18 protein-coding genes are annotated in these 15,842 nt (G+C 69.7%); 6 read left to right on the top strand and 12 right to left on the bottom strand.

Annotated elements, in window-relative coordinates; translation table 11 throughout:
• Positions 1 to 69 precede the first annotated feature (69 nt).
• The 4 genes from GM656_RS14175 to GM656_RS14190 all read left to right on the top strand — a co-directional run bounded on the left by GM656_RS14175 (position 70) and on the right by GM656_RS14190 (position 3,987).
• Positions 70 to 897 carry a hypothetical protein gene (locus GM656_RS14175; RefSeq protein WP_162414335.1) on the top strand — a complete coding sequence of 276 codons (828 nt, stop codon included), beginning with the start codon at positions 70 to 72 and terminating at the stop codon, positions 895 to 897.
• A 479-nt stretch (positions 898 to 1,376) separates the two neighbouring features.
• Positions 1,377 to 2,225: an NAD(+) synthase gene (gene nadE / locus GM656_RS14180; RefSeq protein ID WP_162414336.1), complete on the top strand. Its 849-nt coding sequence runs from the start codon at positions 1,377 to 1,379 to the stop codon at positions 2,223 to 2,225.
• A 109-nt stretch (positions 2,226 to 2,334) separates the two neighbouring features.
• The gene (locus tag GM656_RS14185) at positions 2,335 to 2,529 is read left to right on the top strand and encodes a 30S ribosomal protein S17 (protein WP_162414337.1); all 195 of its coding nucleotides are present in this window, start codon (positions 2,335 to 2,337) and stop codon (positions 2,527 to 2,529) included.
• Between the two features lie 123 nt (positions 2,530 to 2,652).
• Positions 2,653 to 3,987 (top strand): 5'-deoxyadenosine deaminase, encoded by a 1,335-nt coding sequence (locus GM656_RS14190; RefSeq protein WP_162414338.1) that lies wholly within the window; start codon positions 2,653 to 2,655, stop codon positions 3,985 to 3,987.
• Between the two features lie 38 nt (positions 3,988 to 4,025).
• On the opposite strand, the gene phnE is transcribed toward GM656_RS14190, so the two are convergent.
• The 6 genes from phnE to yqeC all read right to left on the bottom strand — a co-directional run bounded on the left by phnE (position 4,026) and on the right by yqeC (position 8,623).
• On the bottom strand, positions 4,026 to 4,937 hold the full coding sequence (gene phnE, locus GM656_RS14195) for a phosphonate ABC transporter, permease protein PhnE (RefSeq protein WP_162414339.1): 912 nt from the start codon (positions 4,935 to 4,937) through the stop codon (positions 4,026 to 4,028).
• Complete coding sequence (locus tag GM656_RS14200) at positions 4,930 to 5,760, bottom strand: phosphonate ABC transporter ATP-binding protein (RefSeq protein ID WP_162414340.1); 831 nt, start codon at positions 5,758 to 5,760, stop codon at positions 4,930 to 4,932. Before GM656_RS14200 ends, phnE begins: the two co-directional genes overlap by 8 nt.
• Positions 5,761 to 5,766: 6 nt before the next feature.
• Positions 5,767 to 6,657 (bottom strand): phosphate/phosphite/phosphonate ABC transporter substrate-binding protein, encoded by an 891-nt coding sequence (gene phnD, locus GM656_RS14205; RefSeq protein ID WP_162414341.1) that lies wholly within the window; start codon positions 6,655 to 6,657, stop codon positions 5,767 to 5,769.
• An 84-nt stretch (positions 6,658 to 6,741) separates the two neighbouring features.
• Entirely contained in the window at positions 6,742 to 7,122 is a 381-nt protein-coding gene (locus tag GM656_RS14210; RefSeq protein WP_162414342.1) for a Rid family detoxifying hydrolase, read from the bottom strand.
• Positions 7,123 to 7,200: 78 nt separating this feature from the next.
• Positions 7,201 to 7,803: a nucleotidyltransferase family protein gene (locus GM656_RS14215; protein WP_162414343.1), complete on the bottom strand. Its 603-nt coding sequence runs from the start codon at positions 7,801 to 7,803 to the stop codon at positions 7,201 to 7,203.
• 43 nt (positions 7,804 to 7,846) lie between these two features.
• A complete protein-coding gene (yqeC, locus tag GM656_RS14220) occupies positions 7,847 to 8,623 on the bottom strand; it encodes a selenium cofactor biosynthesis protein YqeC (protein WP_162414344.1) in 777 nt (258 codons plus the stop codon).
• 94 nt (positions 8,624 to 8,717) lie between these two features.
• On the opposite strand from yqeC, the gene GM656_RS14225 reads away from it, so the two are divergent.
• Together GM656_RS14225 and selD are read left to right on the top strand one after the other, a co-directional pair.
• Positions 8,718 to 8,963, top strand: coding sequence for a sulfurtransferase TusA family protein (locus tag GM656_RS14225; protein WP_162414345.1), 246 nt, complete (start codon positions 8,718 to 8,720; stop codon positions 8,961 to 8,963).
• Between the two features lie 2 nt (positions 8,964 to 8,965).
• Positions 8,966 to 10,039, top strand: coding sequence for a selenide, water dikinase SelD (selD, locus tag GM656_RS14230; RefSeq protein ID WP_162414346.1), 1,074 nt, complete (start codon positions 8,966 to 8,968; stop codon positions 10,037 to 10,039).
• 75 nt (positions 10,040 to 10,114) lie between these two features.
• Here selD and yqeB read toward each other — a convergent pair whose 3' ends face one another.
• The 6 genes from yqeB to GM656_RS14260 all read right to left on the bottom strand — a co-directional run bounded on the left by yqeB (position 10,115) and on the right by GM656_RS14260 (position 15,787).
• Complete coding sequence (gene yqeB, locus GM656_RS14235) at positions 10,115 to 11,695, bottom strand: selenium-dependent molybdenum cofactor biosynthesis protein YqeB (protein WP_162414347.1); 1,581 nt, start codon at positions 11,693 to 11,695, stop codon at positions 10,115 to 10,117.
• Positions 11,692 to 11,937 carry a DsrH/TusB family sulfur metabolism protein gene (locus GM656_RS14240; RefSeq protein ID WP_162414348.1) on the bottom strand — a complete coding sequence of 82 codons (246 nt, stop codon included), beginning with the start codon at positions 11,935 to 11,937 and terminating at the stop codon, positions 11,692 to 11,694. Before GM656_RS14240 ends, yqeB begins: the two co-directional genes overlap by 4 nt.
• 2 nt (positions 11,938 to 11,939) lie before the next feature.
• Positions 11,940 to 12,293 (bottom strand): DsrE family protein, encoded by a 354-nt coding sequence (locus GM656_RS14245; RefSeq protein ID WP_162414349.1) that lies wholly within the window; start codon positions 12,291 to 12,293, stop codon positions 11,940 to 11,942.
• A complete protein-coding gene (locus GM656_RS14250; RefSeq protein WP_162414350.1) occupies positions 12,290 to 12,661 on the bottom strand; it encodes a DsrE/DsrF/TusD sulfur relay family protein in 372 nt (123 codons plus the stop codon). Before GM656_RS14250 ends, GM656_RS14245 begins: the two co-directional genes overlap by 4 nt.
• A 76-nt stretch (positions 12,662 to 12,737) precedes the next feature.
• Positions 12,738 to 15,203: a xanthine dehydrogenase family protein molybdopterin-binding subunit gene (locus GM656_RS14255; protein WP_394352100.1), complete on the bottom strand. Its 2,466-nt coding sequence runs from the start codon at positions 15,201 to 15,203 to the stop codon at positions 12,738 to 12,740.
• Positions 15,200 to 15,787, bottom strand: coding sequence for a (2Fe-2S)-binding protein (locus GM656_RS14260; RefSeq protein ID WP_162414520.1), 588 nt, complete (start codon positions 15,785 to 15,787; stop codon positions 15,200 to 15,202). The genes GM656_RS14255 and GM656_RS14260 overlap by 4 nt, the downstream gene beginning before the upstream one ends.
• Between the last annotated feature and the right edge of the window lie 55 nt (positions 15,788 to 15,842).

Consider the following 15,842-nt stretch of genomic DNA (forward strand, 5'->3'; position numbering starts at 1 on the left):
TAGCTATGCGTTCAGATAATTTCCACTCACGCGGAAGAACTATTAATTTGTGCGCAGATTAGGACACAAATGGCGACGATTCGCGTTCGCGACTGGACGAAATCGCAGATAGAGAAGATCAGAGACGCCGAATCGCACTCCTCGCACGACTCGGTCATCAAGTCCCTGCTGAAAGACCGCAAACTGGCCCAGCACGTCGACGACCCCGTCCCCCGGCCGGACGATTCTGCCGCCGAAGCCGCGGCCGAGAAAGCGGCTACCGACAAGCGCTTCGAGGACCTGACCGTCCTGGCGGAACTACGACGACCGGACAACGGCGTCGTGTTCCTGTGGTGTCCAAACTGCGGCAACGAACTCGCCCACCTGACCGTCGACGCGGCCTTCACGCTCTCCGTCTTCGAAACCGAGTGCCAGCGTTGCCTCACTCACCTCGATAGCCACGCCGTGGTCGCCATCGAGATCGGCTACCCAATCGAACAGAAACTCACGGACGACCTCCTCCAGTCCGATCTCAAACGCTGCGTCCTCGACTACTGGGATCGGACCATCAAGCACGCCGACGACACCGACGAAGACCTCGATCACCTTGTCTGGCAGTTCGACCAGTACCGCCGCGATTTCTCCTGGGAGTGGCCCGCCGACAGGCCCGTCGTCGGCCTCGATCCCGGTACCACCTACCACGACACGCGGACGGGCGAGCACATGCGGGTCATCGAACCCGTCACCGACAACCGCAACGTCTTCGACGCCCGTCAGGTCCTGCGTTACCCTCGAGACGCCGACCCCGAAGCGGCCGATCCCGAGATCCTCGATCCCGCGGACATCGTCCACCTGATCCGGGGCAGGCGATTAGTTCCGGCGGAGTCGGATTCGAGAGAAGTACCGACCGCGGAGTGACCGTCACCGGACGCCGTGGACCGGCAGGAAATCGACGTGGCAAGTCCGGCAAGCGACGATCCCGTACTGGTCAGAGCAAGTCCGACGTTCGCCACAGAGTTCACATTGCGATTCCCCGGCCCCATCGCTTCGCCGCGCGGGGCTTCCCTTCGATTCGCGTCTCCGCTTCAGCGATCCGATCATTCTCTGTTGGGTCTCCAGCGGTACCGGCTTAAATATCTTTGTTAGTAAAGAAAGATCAGGTAGGAATTGACAGACGGGATGGAATTAGTGCCTAACGTGGATGTTAGTTGAGAAAATATAAGGAATATGCAGTATACACCAGACGCTTATGGCGTTTGTTGAAAACAGTTATCAGCGGGTAGTCCCGCGTTTCGCACCGTGAACACGTCGGTTCGATACAGGACTCGGACGGCTGCCGTCCGGCATTGGTCCCGCTGCCCGAACGCACACGCTCGGACACAACGGAGGGTCGTTCGGTGAGCCACGCGAAACACCCGCGAACGCTCAAACTGCCCCGCGAGGAGAACGGACTCGCCACGTCGAAACCCGCGGTCAGGCGGGTCCAGGAGCTGCTGCCGGCGTTCCTCGAGGACACCGTCGTCGAGGCGGAGGCGAACGGCCTCGTCGTGGCGCTCGACGGCGGAGTCGAGACGACCGTCGCGGCCGCGATGGCCGTCGACGCCGTGGGGGCCGAGCGGGTCACCGGACTCGTCGTTCCGGTCCAGTTGAGCGAGGAAGCGCCCGCGCGGACCGCCGAGGCGGTCGCGTCGATGCTGGAGATCGAGCACCACCGACTGCAGCTCCAGCCGGTGCTGGCCGCGTTCCAGAGCGTCGTCGGCGAGACCGGCCAGCCCACCGACGACCTCGTCGCGATTCGAAACGCCAGCGAGCGGCTCCGAATGGCCTGTACGTACTACGTCGCCAACACCACGGGCAAGCTCGTCGTCGGGACGGTGAACCGGACCGAGCGGCTGCTGGGTTCCGTGGCCAAATACGGCGAGAACGGCGTGGACGTGGACCTGTTCGGCGACCTCTATCGGACCGAACTGCGGTCCGTGGCCGAGGACATGGAAGTCCCGTCGGACATCATGGACCGGTCGACGACCCGGTTCGACTACGCCGACCGGAGCGACGCCGAGGAACTCGGCATCGAGCCGACGACGCTCGACAGCCTCCTCCACTTCGCGGCCGACAGGCAACTGTCGGCGGCGGAGACCGCGGATCGGGTCGGCGTCGACCCGAGCGTCGTCAGGCGGACCGTTCGCTGGTGCTCGCAGACTCGCCACAAGCGCCACACCCCGCCGAAACCGTCGATGGCGAACTGAGCGGACGGTCGAGTCAGACCGGCGACACGCCCCGCGAACCCGTCTGCGACGATCTGTGTGGGTCTGCGGACACCACAATTATCACGCTCTCTCGCGGACGTTCAGGTCCATGCAGGCCGACCCGCAGGAGATCGTCAGGACCGGCGACCGACTGCTCGCGGCGTACCCGGAGCTGTTCACCGAGCAGTACGCCGCGAACGAACGGGTCGTCGAGCGCCTCGTCGGCATGGAGTCGTTTCGCTCGCGGTCGCGTCTCACCGGCTACATCACTCGCGAGAAACGGGCGCAGGACGCCACCGGGTGACGCCCACCCCCCTGACACACGCGCCACAGCCGCAGCACACACGTGTGGCGCTGGCGACCGTCGCGGCGGCGGGCCCTGTCGCGAGGACGTTCTTTATGTACCGCGGCCCGTGTTGCACGACGTATGTTGCTCACTGGGACCGTCGTCGCGGACTCCTCGACCGTCTACCCGGACGGGGCGGTCGTCGTCTCCGGCGACCGCATCGAAACGGTCGGTCCGCGGCCGGAGATCGAACCGCAGTACCCCGATCACGACCGGCAGTCTTACGACGTGCTGCTGCCGGGCCTGGTCGGCGGCCACGTCCACTCCGTCCAGAGCCTCGGACGGGGCATCGCCGACGACACCGAACTGCTGGACTGGCTGTTCGACTACATACTCCCGATGGAGGCCTCGCTGTCGGCCGAGGAGATGGAAGTCGCGGCGAAACTGGGCTACCTGGAGATGCTGGAGAGCGGGACCACGACGTGCATCGACCACCTCTCGGTCGCTCACGCCGACCGCGCCTTCGAGGCGGCGGGCGAGATCGGCATCCGCGGCGTGCTCGGGAAGGTGCTGATGGACCAGCGCTCGCCAGACGGCCTGCTCGAGGACACGCAGGCCGCGCTGGACGAGTCCGAACGGCTCATCACGAAGTACCACGGCTCCTTCGACGACCGCATCCGCTACGCCGTCACGCCCCGCTTCGCCGTCTCCTGTACCGAGGAGTGCCTCCGCGGCGCGCGCGAACTCGCCGACGCCTACGACGGCGTGCGCATCCACACGCACGCCAGCGAGAACCAGAGCGAGATCGAGACGGTCGAAGACGACACGGGGATGCGCAACATCCACTGGCTCGACGAGGTGGGACTCACCGGCGAGGACGTGGTGCTCGCCCACTGCGTCTGGACCGACGAGAGCGAGCGCGAGGTGCTGGCCGAGACGGGCACGCACGTCACGCACTGCCCGTCCTCGAACATGAAGCTCGCGAGCGGCGTCGCGCCGGTCTGGGACTACCGCGACCGCGGCATCAACGTCGCGCTCGGCAACGACGGCCCGCCGTGTAACAACACGCTCGACGCCTTCACCGAGATGCGACAGGCCAGCCTCCTCCAGAAGGTCGACCGGCTCGACCCGACGGTGACGCCGGCGAGCGAGATCTTCGAGATGGCGACCATCAACGGCGCGAAAGCAGCCGGCTTCGAGAAGCTCGGGGCCCTCCGGGAGGGCTGGCGCGCCGACATCGTCGGCCTCGACACGGACCTCACGCGCGCCACGCCGCTGCACGACGTGCTCTCGCATCTCGTGTTCGCCGCCCACGGCGACGACGTGCGCTTCACGATGGTCGACGGGACCGTCCTGCAGGAACACGGCGAGGTGACCGCAGTCGACGCCGACGCGGTCCGCGAGCGGGCGTCCGAGCTGGGACTGAACATGGACCTCGAAGACGCTCGGGAGTCCGCCCAGGAACAGAAGCCCTGAGCGGCGGCCGCGGATACAGTCGCTGCCGCTCGCCGGCCTCACCCGAGTCGCGTTCGGAACCGCGAGGCGAGCCAGTCGCTCAGGACGACCAGCCCGAAGACGGCGGCGATGGCCGTCAACAGTTTCTGGTACTGCAGGCGCTGGATGGTGACGACGAGGTAGTAGCCGATGCCGCCGGCCCCGACGAAGCCGAGGATCGTCGCCGAGCGGATGGTGCACTCCCAGCGGTACAGCGTGTAGGAAGCGACGGTCGCGGTCACCTGCGGGACCATCCCGTGACAGACCGCCTGGAGCCGCGTCGCGCCGCCGGCCGCCACCGCCTCGGTCGTCATCGGGTTCGTGTCTTCGAGGAAGTCGGCGTACAGCTTCCCGAGGACCCCGGCGTTGTGGACCGCCAGCGCGAGGACGCCGGCGAAGGGGCCGAGCCCGATGGCGGTGACGAACAGGAAGCCCCAGACGATGCCCGGCACGGAGCGGAGGAAGCTGAGGACGGTCCGGCTGACGCGGTAGACGCCCTTCCCCGCGGCGATCCGCGCCGGGGACGCGTTCGCGTACAGCGGGCCGCGGTGGGTGACCGTCGCGGCGCTGGTCACCGCGAGCGGGACGGCCAGCGCGACGGCCAGTACGGTCCCGACGACGCTGATGGCCAGCGTCTCGACGACGGCCCACAGCAGACCGTCGCGCACGGTTCGACCCAGCAGGTAGTCGCGGCTGGTATCCGGCGGCAGGCCCTCGGCGACGAACGCCAGCATCTGCTCGCGCGCGCCGGGCGAGGCGAGCGCCATCGGGTCGACCTCCGCGATCCACGCGGCGACCAGAAGGACGAGACAGCCGGCGAGCAGCGTCGTGAGGCGACGCTTCGAGGCCAGCGGCTCCGTCTCGTACTCGTCCCCGGCCACCGACGGACCGAGACCGGCCTCGGCCGACGACCCGGTGCGCTCCTCAGGCATACCAGCGGACCTGCGTTCGGGACTCCTCCCCGTCCTCGGTCGGTTTCGCCGCCCCGTGCTGCCGTCTGCCAGCCGCCGACCGACGGCCGTCCGGTGTCGACGCTCCGGCCGCGAACAGGTCGTCGAGCATCCCGTCCGTTACCTCGGCGGCGGGCTCGTCGAAGCGAACGCGACCGTCCGCCAGGCCCACTATGCGCTCGAAACGCTCCAGGGCCAGACCCACCTCGTGGAGGACGGTGACGAGCAGTTCACCGTCGAGGACGCCGTCGAGCACGTCGACGACGTTGGCGCGGGAACTGGGGTCTAAGTTCGCCGTCGGCTCGTCGGCCAAGACCACTGGCGCGTCCCGGACGAGCGCCCGGGCGAAGGCGACGCGCTGGCGCTCGCCGGCGCTCAGGGTCGCGGCGCGGGCGTCTGCCTTCCCCGCGAGTCCGACGGCGTCGAGCAGTTCGAGTCCCGGTTCGGGGTCGCGCGGAACGAGGGGTTCGAGAAAGCCACGGAGCCACGAGCAGTCGCCGACGCGGCCGCTGAGGACGTTCGCGAGCGCGGTCCGGCGGTCGACGAGCGTCTCGCCCTGGTAGGCGAGCGTCACGTCCGCGCCGGAGACCGGAGCGCCGCCGAGCGTGATCGCCCCCTCGTCGGGCGTGAGCGCGCCGCTCGCCAGCCGGAGGAGCGTCGTCTTGCCCGCGCCGGAGGGGCCGACGACGGCGACGCGCTCGCCGGGGGCGAACCGCATGGACACGTCCGACAGCGCCGCCTCGCCGTCGAATCGCTTGGATACGCCGTCGAAGACCAGCTCCCGACCGGCCGTCGACTCAGCCATCCACGCTCACCCCGACGCCTCCGTCTCCGTCCCGGTCTCGATCCCGGCCATCTCGACGGCGTCGTCGAGCGAGGCGAAGTCGTCGTGGCTGACCTCGACGTAGCGGTCGACGTTCTGCTGGTCGAGGATGTCAGCCTCCTCCGTCGAATCGAGGCTCGTGAACGCCCGGCGGACCTCGTCCGCCGTCGCCGCTTCCATCGACGGCGCGACGGCCCACGGGTAGTCGGGAAAGCCCGGTGTCCGCCAGATTTCCCGGACGCCCGTCACCGCGTCCTCGGCGACGAGCGCGTCGTATATTCGGGCGTTCAGCGCGCCGACGGTCCCGGTCGACCCGGCGACGGTCTTGGCCGTGGCGTCGTGTGCGCCGACGTGCGTCACCTGCTCGAACGCCGTTTCGGGGACCAGGTCGTGTTCCGTCCGGAGGTAGTACGTCGGCATCACCGTCCCGCTGGTGGAGATGGGGTCGCCGAACACGAGGTCGAGGTCGCCCGCGTCTGCTGCCACGTCGTCCATTCCCTCGATGTCGGCGTCCGCGCCGACGACGAACGCGGAGTGCCACAGCGTCTCGCCGTCCTTCGACCCGACGACGACCGGCTCCGCGCCGGCCCGATGGTGGGCGAGAACGTACGAGACGCCGCCGTAGTACGCGAGGTCGACCTGCTCGGCGACCATCGCCTGGACCATCCCCGCGTAGTCCGCGGCGGTCCGGAGGTCGACCGACGCGCCGAGTTCGGATTCGAGATAGGACGCGAGCGCCGTGTTCTGCTCGATGGCAGTATCGGGGTCCACGTCGGGAACCACACCGACGGTCAGCGTCGGCCCGCTCGTGCTCCCCAGACAGCCCGAGAGCGACAGCGCTGCGGCTGTCCCCAGAAAGCCGCGTCTCGTGGTCTGCATGTGCTACTCGCTGGCGTGGCGAGCGGCTTGAAGCTTTCGTGGGACACACCGGCCGGCCCGTGTGTCGCGTCGCTTCCGCACCGGTCAGTCGTTCGCGGCGATGGCCTCGATCTCGACGCCGACCCCCTTCGGGAGGTTCGCGACCTCGACGGCGCTTCTGGCCGGCGGTTCGTCGTCGAAGAACCCGGCGTAGGTGTCGTTCATCGCGTCGAAGTCCCCGATGTCGTCGAGGAAGACCGTCACCTTGAGTACGTCGCTCATGTCCAGTCCCTCCTCGTTCAGGACCGCTTCGACGTTCGAGAGCGACTGCTCGGCCTGGACCTCGATCGGTTCGTCGTCGAGCAGTTCCCCCTCGGGCGTCAGCGGGATCTGGCCGGCCGTGAACACGAGGTCGCCGTTCGTCGTCGCCTGGCTGTACGCGCCGACGGCCGCGGGGGCGTCGTCGGTGCTGATGACGCGCTTCATACGCCGTCGTACCGCCAACAGCATCTTAAAATCACTCCCTCCGGTCCCCACTCGACAGACCCTGGCGAGTCCCGGCGGCTACTCCGTGGCGTCTCGCAGGTCCGCTTCGGTGTCGACGTCGCGCCGGACGCCGGGGTCGTCGACGTCGAGGAACCGAACCCCGTCCTCGTTCTCGATGAGGTCCCGCCCGCCGCGGTCGCCGGAGACGTCCGCGAGCGCGTCGAAGTATCGTCGGTCGAACAGCACGGGGTTGCCGCGCTGGCCGTCGCGGCGCGGGACGACGATGGCACCCTCGCCCGCCCGGTACGCCGCGACGATGCGGTCGACGGTCTCGGGGCTGACGAACGGCATGTCTCCGAGCAGGAAAACCGCGGCGTCCCAGCCGTTTTCGCGAGCGAAGGCGACGCCGCAGCGGACGGAGGTACTCTGGCCCTCGGCGTAGTCGTCGTTGTACCGCACCGAGAGCGAGAATCCGTCGAGCGCCGCGCCGACTGCCTCAGCCTCGTGGCCGACGATTACGACGGCGTCGTCGAGTCCCGACGCGCACGCGGCCTCGGCGACGTGACGGACCAGCGGCGCGCCGTCGACCGACGCGAGCAGTTTGTTGTCGTCCCCGTACCGAGAGCTGTCGCCGGCGGCGAGGACGACGCCACCGACCGTCGAGCGGTCGGGTCCCGTCATCGGCACGGCTCCCGACGGGCCGCTCCGCGACGGTCCCCGGCCATCAGTCACCAGCCTCCGGTGCCGGGGTCCCGACGGGTTCGCAGACGCCCGTCTCGAAGGAGGTGACGACGCCCCGCGAGAACCGATCTGTCCGTGCCAGCGCGTGGTCGAGCACGGCGCGAGCGGTCGCTCGCCGCTCGGTCGTGTCGGCCTTGTTCACCAGCGGGACCACGGACGCCGACGACGGAACGTTCCGGCGGCCGCCGTCGGGGTGTGCGAGCACCTCCCCGACGGCCTCGGCCGTGATGGCGTCGCCAACGTCGAAATCGGTGAGCGCGGCGACGCGCTCCGGGCGGTGGACCGCGTCGGTCGTCAGCGGCTCGCCGACGGCCGCGACCGAGGCCACCGGCACGACGTGCGTCGCCGCGCCGGGAACGACCGGCTCGTCCTCGCCCGGCGCTTTGAACTCGCGGCGGCGCGCGCCGTCGGCCTTCACCAGCAGCCGGTCGAAGACGCCGCTGTAGTACACCGACCGCAGGAACTCGGGGTCGAACCCGCGGACCTTCTCCGCGGCGCGCTCGGGGTCCGCCACCCACTCGCGGGCGAAGGCGAGCGGCGGATCGCGGTCGGAGATGACGTACGGGTAGCCGTCGCGGACGGTGAGCGTCAGGGGGAGGTCGGGCGGGGGCGGCATCGCCGTCGTCGTCGTGTAGCCCACGTCGAGGCCCTCGCGAGCGCCCTCGGCGGCCAGTTGCCCCATCGCGGTCTTCTTCCCGCCGGCCCCCACGAACGCGACGAGCGCGCGGGCGTCGATTCCCAACGCGTCGGTCAGTCGCATGCGATAGCTCGCTCACACAGCCACAAATAGCTCTCGCCGCCACAGCCGCCGTGTCGCCGACAGCGTTTTTGCGACCGGGCGGCACGTGTCCGGTATGGCTCGCGTGGACGTTCGCGGCGAGATCTGTCCCCGACCGGCACTCATCGTCCGCCGGGAACTCGCCGACCTCGAACCGGGGGACACGCTCACCGTCCGGGGCGACTACCCGCCGGCCGAGCGGAACCTCCGCCGGATGTGTACGACTCACGGCTTCGACGTGTCGGCCGTCGACACCGACGACGCCGACGAGTTCGAACTCCGACTGCTGGTGACCGAGATGTCGTCGCTCCCGGAGCGGTGACGATGGCGGGCGACGGCGCGGAGGACGAAACGGCCGAGGCGGACACCCCTGTCGACGGCGACCCGTCCGACGAGCCGCGTCTGACCGAGTACGCGGAACTGCACGGCTGTTCCTGCAAGGTCGGTCAGAGCGACCTGGACGCGCTGCTCGCCGACGCCGGCCTCGACGACGCCCGCGACGACCTGCTGTTCGGCGTCGGCGAGGACGCCGCGGCCCGCCGGCTCACCGACGACCTCGCGCTGGTCTCGACGGTGGACTTCTTCACGCCCATCGTCGACGACCCCTACGACTTCGGCCGGGTCGCGGCCTGTAACGCCGCGAGCGACGCGTTCGCGACGGGCGCGACCGACAACCTCGACTGCCTCGTCGTCCTCGGCCTGCCACGCGAACTGACCGACAGCGCGGCCCCGATCCTCGCCGGCATGGCCGACGCCCTCGACGCGATGGGCGGCGGCGTCGCGGGCGGCCACACCATCATGAGCCCGTGGCCGTTCGCCGGCGGGGCCGTCACCGCGACGGCACACCCCGACGCGCTGCTCACGGCGCAGGGAGCAAGACCTGGCGACCGCCTCTACCTGACGAAACCGCTCGGGACGCAGCCGGCGATGGGCGCGACGCGCGTCTCCGACGGGGAGTTCGTCGAGACCGTTCGGGGGGCCGCGGACCGCCCGCTCGACCGAATCGGCGCGGACGCGGTCGCGTGGATGACCACGCCGAACCGCGACGCGGCGCTGGCCTGCCGGGAGTTCGCGGCCGCCGCGACCGACGTGACCGGCTTCGGCCTCGCCGGCCAGAGCCGCGTCCTCGCCGAGCGGTCGGGCGTCGGCGTCGAACTGACCCACCTCCCGGTCATCGCGGGGACGACAGAGCTCTCCCGACTGTTCGGCTACGGCCTGACCGTCGGCGAGAGCGCCGAGACCAGCGGCGGACTGCTGGTCACAGTCCCACCGGACGCGGCGGCCGATCTCGAAGCAGCGTTCGACGGGGCAGGGGTGTTCTTCCGCCAAGTCGGTCGCGTCACCGACGGCAGCGGCGTCACCGTCGACGACCCGACCGTCGAGCCGGTCCGCCGCTGAGCGTTCGTAGGAGTTGTCTACTGCCGTTCAGGAAGGTCCTAACTACGGTACCGGATCGCGCGGCGGAGCGACCCCTCAACGCAGGCGGAGCGCCGCCTCCAGGACGCCGCCGCCGAGACAGAGCGCCTTGTCCGAGATCTTCGTCGGGTCGACCGACTCGCCGCGGGGGTCCACGTCGCCGAGTTTCGTCCCCGCCGAGACGTCGAGGCCGCCGTGGACGAGGCCGCGGACGAGGCCGTCGATCTCCGTCTCGACCGGGCTGTCGCCCACGTGCCCGACCACGTCGCCCGCGGCGACGGAGTCCCCGATGCCGACGGTCGGCTCCCACCGACCGTCCGCCGGCGCGCGGAGCACGCGTTCGTGCGTGTACCCGCGGCGCTCGCCGGGCTCGCCGTCGTAGGCGCTCGCGGTCCCCTCGTAGAACACGCGGCCGAGTTCGTGCCCGCGGTCCGTCTCCACGACGGCGTCTACGTCCGCGCCGGCCTCAAAGCCGGGCCCCATCCCGATCACCACGTCGGCGTCACCGCGCCGCGTTCCGGTGTCGAACTTCCCTTTCGCCATGATGGCGTCGACGAGGAGCCCGGCGTCGAGTTCGTCGGCGACCGCCGCGTCGGGGTCGACGAGAACCGGCACGTCCCCGTCGGCCAGGACCGCGATCGCCTCGTCGATGTCGTCGACTCGCCGGCCGGTGACGCCCTCGACGGACACCTCGCCCTCGTACAGCGCCGCACCGAACGCGACCGCCCGGCGGACGACCGTCGGGCGCTCGACCTCCGTCACGACGACCGGGTAGCCCGCTCTGTGGAGGCGGTAGACGACGCCGCTTCCGAGGTCGCCGCCGCCGCGGACGACAGCGAGGTCGTCGAGGTTCAGGTCGGTGGCGCGCTCGCCCGTCGCGTCGTGTCGGTCCATGCTGACCTCCGCGAGGATGGAGAGCGCGACCGCGGCGGGGCCGCTCCCGCCGAGGTCGAGGCCCACTGGCGTCCGGACGCGCGCGAGGTCGCGCCGGGCGTAGCCCCCGTCGGCGAGCGAGTCGAGGACGTGGTCGGCCTTGGTCTCGCTGGCGACGAGGCCGACGTAGCCCGCGCCGCCGTCGAGCGCCGCGGCGACCGCATCTCGGTCGAACGTGCCGCTCCGCGTGGCCACGGCGACTGCGGTCTCGCGACCCATCGGTAGGTCTCGGAGTTCGTCGCCGTAGTCGCCGTGAATCACGTCGGTGTCCTCGGGGAACGCCTCGGGGTCGGCGTAGTCCTCGCGGTCGTCGACGACGGTGACGGCGTAGCCCAGACGCTCTGCCAGCGGTGCGAGGTCGGCGCTGATGTGGCCCGCGCCGGCGACGTAGAGGCGCGGCCGGCCGCGGACCCGGTCGACGAACACGTCCATCTCGCCGCCACAGACCATCCCCGTGTTCCCGCCGGGTTCGAGTTCGTACGTTCGGACGCCCGGCTCCTGGTCGCCGGAAAGCACCGCGCGGGCGTCCTCGACGGCGAGGTGCTCGACCGTCCCGCCTCCGATGGTCCCGTGCGTGTCCTCGGCCGTGACGACCATCTTGTCGCCCACGTCCCGCGGGGCGCTCCCGTTCTTGCGAACGATGGTCAACAGCGCGGCCGGTTCGCCGCGCGCGGCCAGGGCGTCGAGGCGCTCGAACAGGCTCATACGAACGATTTGACCTCCTGTTCGACCAGCAGTTCGACCACCCGGTCGTAGGAGATCGGTTCGACATCCGGGGGGAGGTCGACCCCGCGAACGCTCACGTCTCTCGCGACGGCGGAGACCTGCGCGTCCACGTCCGGCGTCAGGTAGACGCCGTCCTGGATCAGGACGACGTGGGCGTCGGGGTCGCCCGCGGCGGTTCGCAGTCCGATTTCGGCCATCGGCTCGTCGATGAGATAGAGCATTATCAGAAGTCCAGCGTGTGGTCCGCGTCGCGGATGCGGGCGGCGACGCGGTCGCCCGGCCACACCGCCACGTCGTCGGCGATGTCGGCTTCGTCTACGTCGCGGGCCGCCATCGCGGCGGCGTCCGCGACCATGGTCCCGTCCTGTTCCACGAGGTCCGCGACGTGGCCCGTCATGTTCAGCGCGTCCCGGTCGACGGCCTCGCGCGCGCCGTAGACCCCGTCCTGGGTGAACACGACCGTCACGTCGTGCAGGTCGAACCCGGCCGCGACGCCGCGGGCCGCTCGCAGGCCCTCGGGAACGTGGACCCGACCGTACGGGGCGCGGGTCAGCATGACCACCACGTCCCGCTTCATAGCGAGACCACCCGGTCGGCCTCGCCGAGGATGTCCGCGAGATCGGGGAGCAAGCCCACCTCGACGCCGTCGGGATAGTCCGCGTCGGCGTCGATGCCGCGGGCGTCGACGCAGAGCCCGCAGCAGATGACCTCCGCGCCGTCCGCGACCAGTTCCTGGAACTTCGCCGTCGGCATCTCGTCGTACAGCCCCGAGTCCGAGCAGTCCGGAAACGACTGGTCGGCAACCGGGACGAGCGCGCCGTCGAGGTAGTGGAAGTACATCACCTCGTGGCCCGCGTCCAGCGCCGCCCGCCCGAGTTCGTAGGCGGTGCGCCAGCGCTCGCTGTCGAAGGGCCCGCCTGTCAGGAGGAACCCGATGTAAGCCATGGTGTCGGTTTTCGGAGAATCGGTCTTAACGCTTCCCCCGACACAGGCAGGGCACGACGTGGGAGACTGCGGGTCGTCAGTCGTCGCCGTCTCGCGCGTCGAGCGCGGCCCGCAGGTCCTCGTCGGTGAACGGCAGCTCGGTCAGGCGGACGCCGACGGCGTCGCGAATGGCGTTCGACAGCGCCGGCGGCACGCCGTTGGTCGGGAGTTCGGCGATGGACTTCGCGCCGAACGGCCCCGTCGGCTCGTGCGTCTCGACGAGGATGGTCTCCATCGGCGGGTGGTCCGTCGTCCGGGGCATCCCGTACTGGCGAAAGCCCTGCACCTCGGGGTTGCCCTCGCCGTCGAACGAGAGGCCGCCGCTGGTGGCGTATTCGAGGCTCATGTGTTCGCCGCCCTCGATCTGTCCCTCGACCAGCGCGGGATTGATGGCGACGCCGCAGTCGGCGGCGAACACCAGTTTGTTCAGGTCGTACTCGCCGGTCTCCTCGTTCACCGTCACGTCGACGAACTGCGCGCCGTAGGGCGGCGGGCTCTCGTCGGTCGAGTGGTTGCCGTCGCCGAGGATGTGCTCGCGCTCGTCGTCGCCGTACGTCGCCTCGTAGCCGATCTCCTCCAGCGAGACGCGGTTCCCGGTTTCCTCGCTGTACACCGCGCCGTCGCCGGTGTCGAGGACCTCCGGTGGTTCGTCGAGCAGCGTCGCGCCCCACTCCAGCAGTCGCTCCTTCGCGTCCTCGGCGGCGTTTTTGACCGCGCGACCGCTGATGTAGGTCGTCGAGGAGGCGTACGCGCCGTAGTCGAACGGCGTCAGGTCCGTGTCGGCGGCGACGACGACCACGTCTTCGGGGGGACAGCCGAGCACCTCCGCGGCGATCTGCGAGAACATCGTGTCCGCGCCCGTCCCGGTGTCGACGCCGCCGACCTGGAGGTGGAAGCTCCCGTCCTCGTTCATCTTCACCTGCGCCGCACCGAGTTCCTTGCCGGCGACGCCGCTGCCCTGGGCGATGAGGGCCATGCCGACGCCGCGGTGGCGGTGATCTTCATCTGGCTGGTCGAGGTCGTCGTAGCCGATGGCCTCCTTCCCGCGTTCGACGCACTCGCGGATGCCACAGGAGCGAATCGTCCGCTCGAACCGGTCGTCGTCTTTCAGGATGGCGACGCTGCGGTCGAGGTCGCCCTCGCGGACCGCGTTCCGCAACCGGAACTCGATCGGATCGAGGCCGAGGCGGCGGGCCACCTCGTCCATGTGGGACTCGACCGCGAAGTGACCCTGGGGAGCGCCGTAGCCCCGCATCGCCGCACCCATCGGGAGGTTCGTGTGGACCACGTCGCCCGAAAAACGGACGTTGGGGACCCGCGGGTAGATGGGGAGCGGTTTCGTCCCGACGTTGTTCGCGACGGTCATGCCGTGCGTGCCGTAGGCCCCCGAGTTCGACAGCGTGTAGAGGTCCATCGCCTCGATGTCGCCCTCCTCTGTGACGGCGGTCTTCATCCGCATCCGCATCGGGTGCCGGAAGCGAAGCGCGGTGAACTCCTCCTGCCGGGTCATCTCCAGTTTGACCGGGCGACCGGCCGCGAGGTGGAGCGCGAACGTGATCGGCTCGATGGCCATCTCCTGTTTCGAGCCGAACCCCGCGCCGATTCGCGGTTTCGTCACGCGCACGTCGCGGATGGGCACGTCGAACAGGTGCGAGATCTGCCGGCGCGTGTGGAACGGCACCTGCGTCGCCGTGATGAACACGTGGCGGTCGTCCTCGTCGGTGTAGGCGATGGTGGCGTGGGGCTCCGGGACGCAGTGGGACTGGTACGGCGTCTCCCACTCCGTCTCGACGACGTGGACGCCCTCGCCGGCTTCCGCCGCGTCGAACGCCGCGTCGACGTCGCCCAGTTCCCCCTCGAAGTGCGATTCGAGGTTCCTCGCGTAGTCCGCGCCCGATTGCTTGTTCTCCACGTCGTCCGTCTCGAACAGCTGGGGGGCGTCCTCGTCTAGCGCCGCCTCGGGGTCGAACACCGCGTCGCGTTCGCGATACTCGACTTCGACTTTGCGGGCCGCCCGGTCCGCTGTGTCGGGGTCCTCGGCGGCGACGGCCGCCACCGGGTCGCCGACGAACCGAACGTGCTCGCGCAGGACGGTCAGGTCCCACGGGCTCGGTTCGGGGTAGGACTGGCCCGAGCTGGAGTACAGCGTGTCCGGGACCACGTCGTCGAACGGCGTGATGACCGCGTAGACGCCGTCCATCGCCTCGGCGGCGCTGGTGTCGACCGACTCGACGTGGCCGTGGGCGATGTCGCTGCGCACCACTTTGCCGTGGGCGAGGTCCGGAAAGCGGTCCCGGTAGTCCGCCGTGTAGCGGGCCTCGCCGGTGACGATCTGTCGCGCGTCGTCTTTCTCCTCGTCCGTCGTGATGGCCTCTCGCTCGTCCGGTGCCTTCCGGTCCGGTTCTCTCGCCGCGCCCTCCACCGTTCCGCCGGTGGCCTCCTCCTCCGCCCGTACGCCGTCGGGTCCGTCGTCGAGGTCCGATGCGTTGTCCGAGTCGCTCACGGCTCGCCCCCCGAGCAGTCACAGCCGCCGGGCGGACAGCCAGAGTCGAGCGTGCCGCCGGCCGCGGTGTCAGGCGGTGGGTCTCCGTCGCTCGGCGGCCCGCCGTCGGTCGCCACCGCCCGGTCGACGTCCATCCGATCGGCGGCGTCCAGCACCGCCTCGACGATCTTCTTGTATCCGGTACACCGACAGAGGTTGTCCGAGAGCGCCTCGCGGACCTCCTGCTCCGTCGGATCGGGGTTCTCGTCCAGTAGCGCCTTCGAGCGCATGATCATCCCCGGGATACAGAAGCCACACTGCAGCGCGGTGTTGTCCACGAAGGCCTGCTGGACCGGGTGCAGGTCGTCCTGCTCGCCGAGTCCCTCGATGGTCTCGACCGATGCCCCTTCGGCTTTCGTCACGGGCGTCACGCACGACAGCGTCGGGTCGCCGTCGACGTGGACCGTACAGAAGCCACAGGCCCCGGTATCACACCCGCGCTTCGCGCCGGTGTAGCCGTTGGCCCGCAGCACGTCCAGGAGGGAGTCGGACTTCGACGCCTCGAACGTCTCCGTCTCGCCGTTTACTTCCAGTTCGATTTGCATATGGCTCATCAGCTCGCTGACTATATCGGCTACGTGACGCCCAGAACCGTAAATA

The sequence above is a fragment of the Haloarcula salina genome (genome assembly GCF_010119195.1).
Taxonomy (GTDB): domain Archaea; phylum Halobacteriota; class Halobacteria; order Halobacteriales; family Haloarculaceae; genus Haloarcula; species Haloarcula salina.

Excerpts from the sequence above, each read along its gene's own strand:
- GM656_RS14175 (WP_162414335.1), top strand. The coding sequence starts at position 70 with ATGGCGACGATTCGCGTTCGCGACTGGACGAAATCGCAGATAGAGAAG.
- GM656_RS14185 (WP_162414337.1), top strand. The coding sequence starts at position 2,335 with ATGCAGGCCGACCCGCAGGAGATCGTCAGGACCGGCGACCGACTGCTC.
- GM656_RS14190 (WP_162414338.1), top strand. The coding sequence starts at position 2,653 with ATGTTGCTCACTGGGACCGTCGTCGCGGACTCCTCGACCGTCTACCCG.
- phnE (WP_162414339.1), bottom strand. The coding sequence starts at position 4,937 with ATGCCTGAGGAGCGCACCGGGTCGTCGGCCGAGGCCGGTCTCGGTCCG.
- GM656_RS14200 (WP_162414340.1), bottom strand. The coding sequence starts at position 5,760 with ATGGCTGAGTCGACGGCCGGTCGGGAGCTGGTCTTCGACGGCGTATCC.
- phnD (WP_162414341.1), bottom strand. The coding sequence starts at position 6,657 with ATGCAGACCACGAGACGCGGCTTTCTGGGGACAGCCGCAGCGCTGTCG.
- GM656_RS14210 (WP_162414342.1), bottom strand. The coding sequence starts at position 7,122 with ATGAAGCGCGTCATCAGCACCGACGACGCCCCCGCGGCCGTCGGCGCG.
- GM656_RS14215 (WP_162414343.1), bottom strand. The coding sequence starts at position 7,803 with ATGACGGGACCCGACCGCTCGACGGTCGGTGGCGTCGTCCTCGCCGCC.
- yqeC (WP_162414344.1), bottom strand. The coding sequence starts at position 8,623 with ATGCGACTGACCGACGCGTTGGGAATCGACGCCCGCGCGCTCGTCGCG.
- GM656_RS14225 (WP_162414345.1), top strand. The coding sequence starts at position 8,718 with ATGGCTCGCGTGGACGTTCGCGGCGAGATCTGTCCCCGACCGGCACTC.
- selD (WP_162414346.1), top strand. The coding sequence starts at position 8,966 with ATGGCGGGCGACGGCGCGGAGGACGAAACGGCCGAGGCGGACACCCCT.
- yqeB (WP_162414347.1), bottom strand. The coding sequence starts at position 11,695 with ATGAGCCTGTTCGAGCGCCTCGACGCCCTGGCCGCGCGCGGCGAACCG.
- GM656_RS14240 (WP_162414348.1), bottom strand. The coding sequence starts at position 11,937 with ATGCTCTATCTCATCGACGAGCCGATGGCCGAAATCGGACTGCGAACC.
- GM656_RS14245 (WP_162414349.1), bottom strand. The coding sequence starts at position 12,293 with ATGAAGCGGGACGTGGTGGTCATGCTGACCCGCGCCCCGTACGGTCGG.
- GM656_RS14250 (WP_162414350.1), bottom strand. The coding sequence starts at position 12,661 with ATGGCTTACATCGGGTTCCTCCTGACAGGCGGGCCCTTCGACAGCGAG.
- GM656_RS14260 (WP_162414520.1), bottom strand. The coding sequence starts at position 15,787 with ATGCAAATCGAACTGGAAGTAAACGGCGAGACGGAGACGTTCGAGGCG.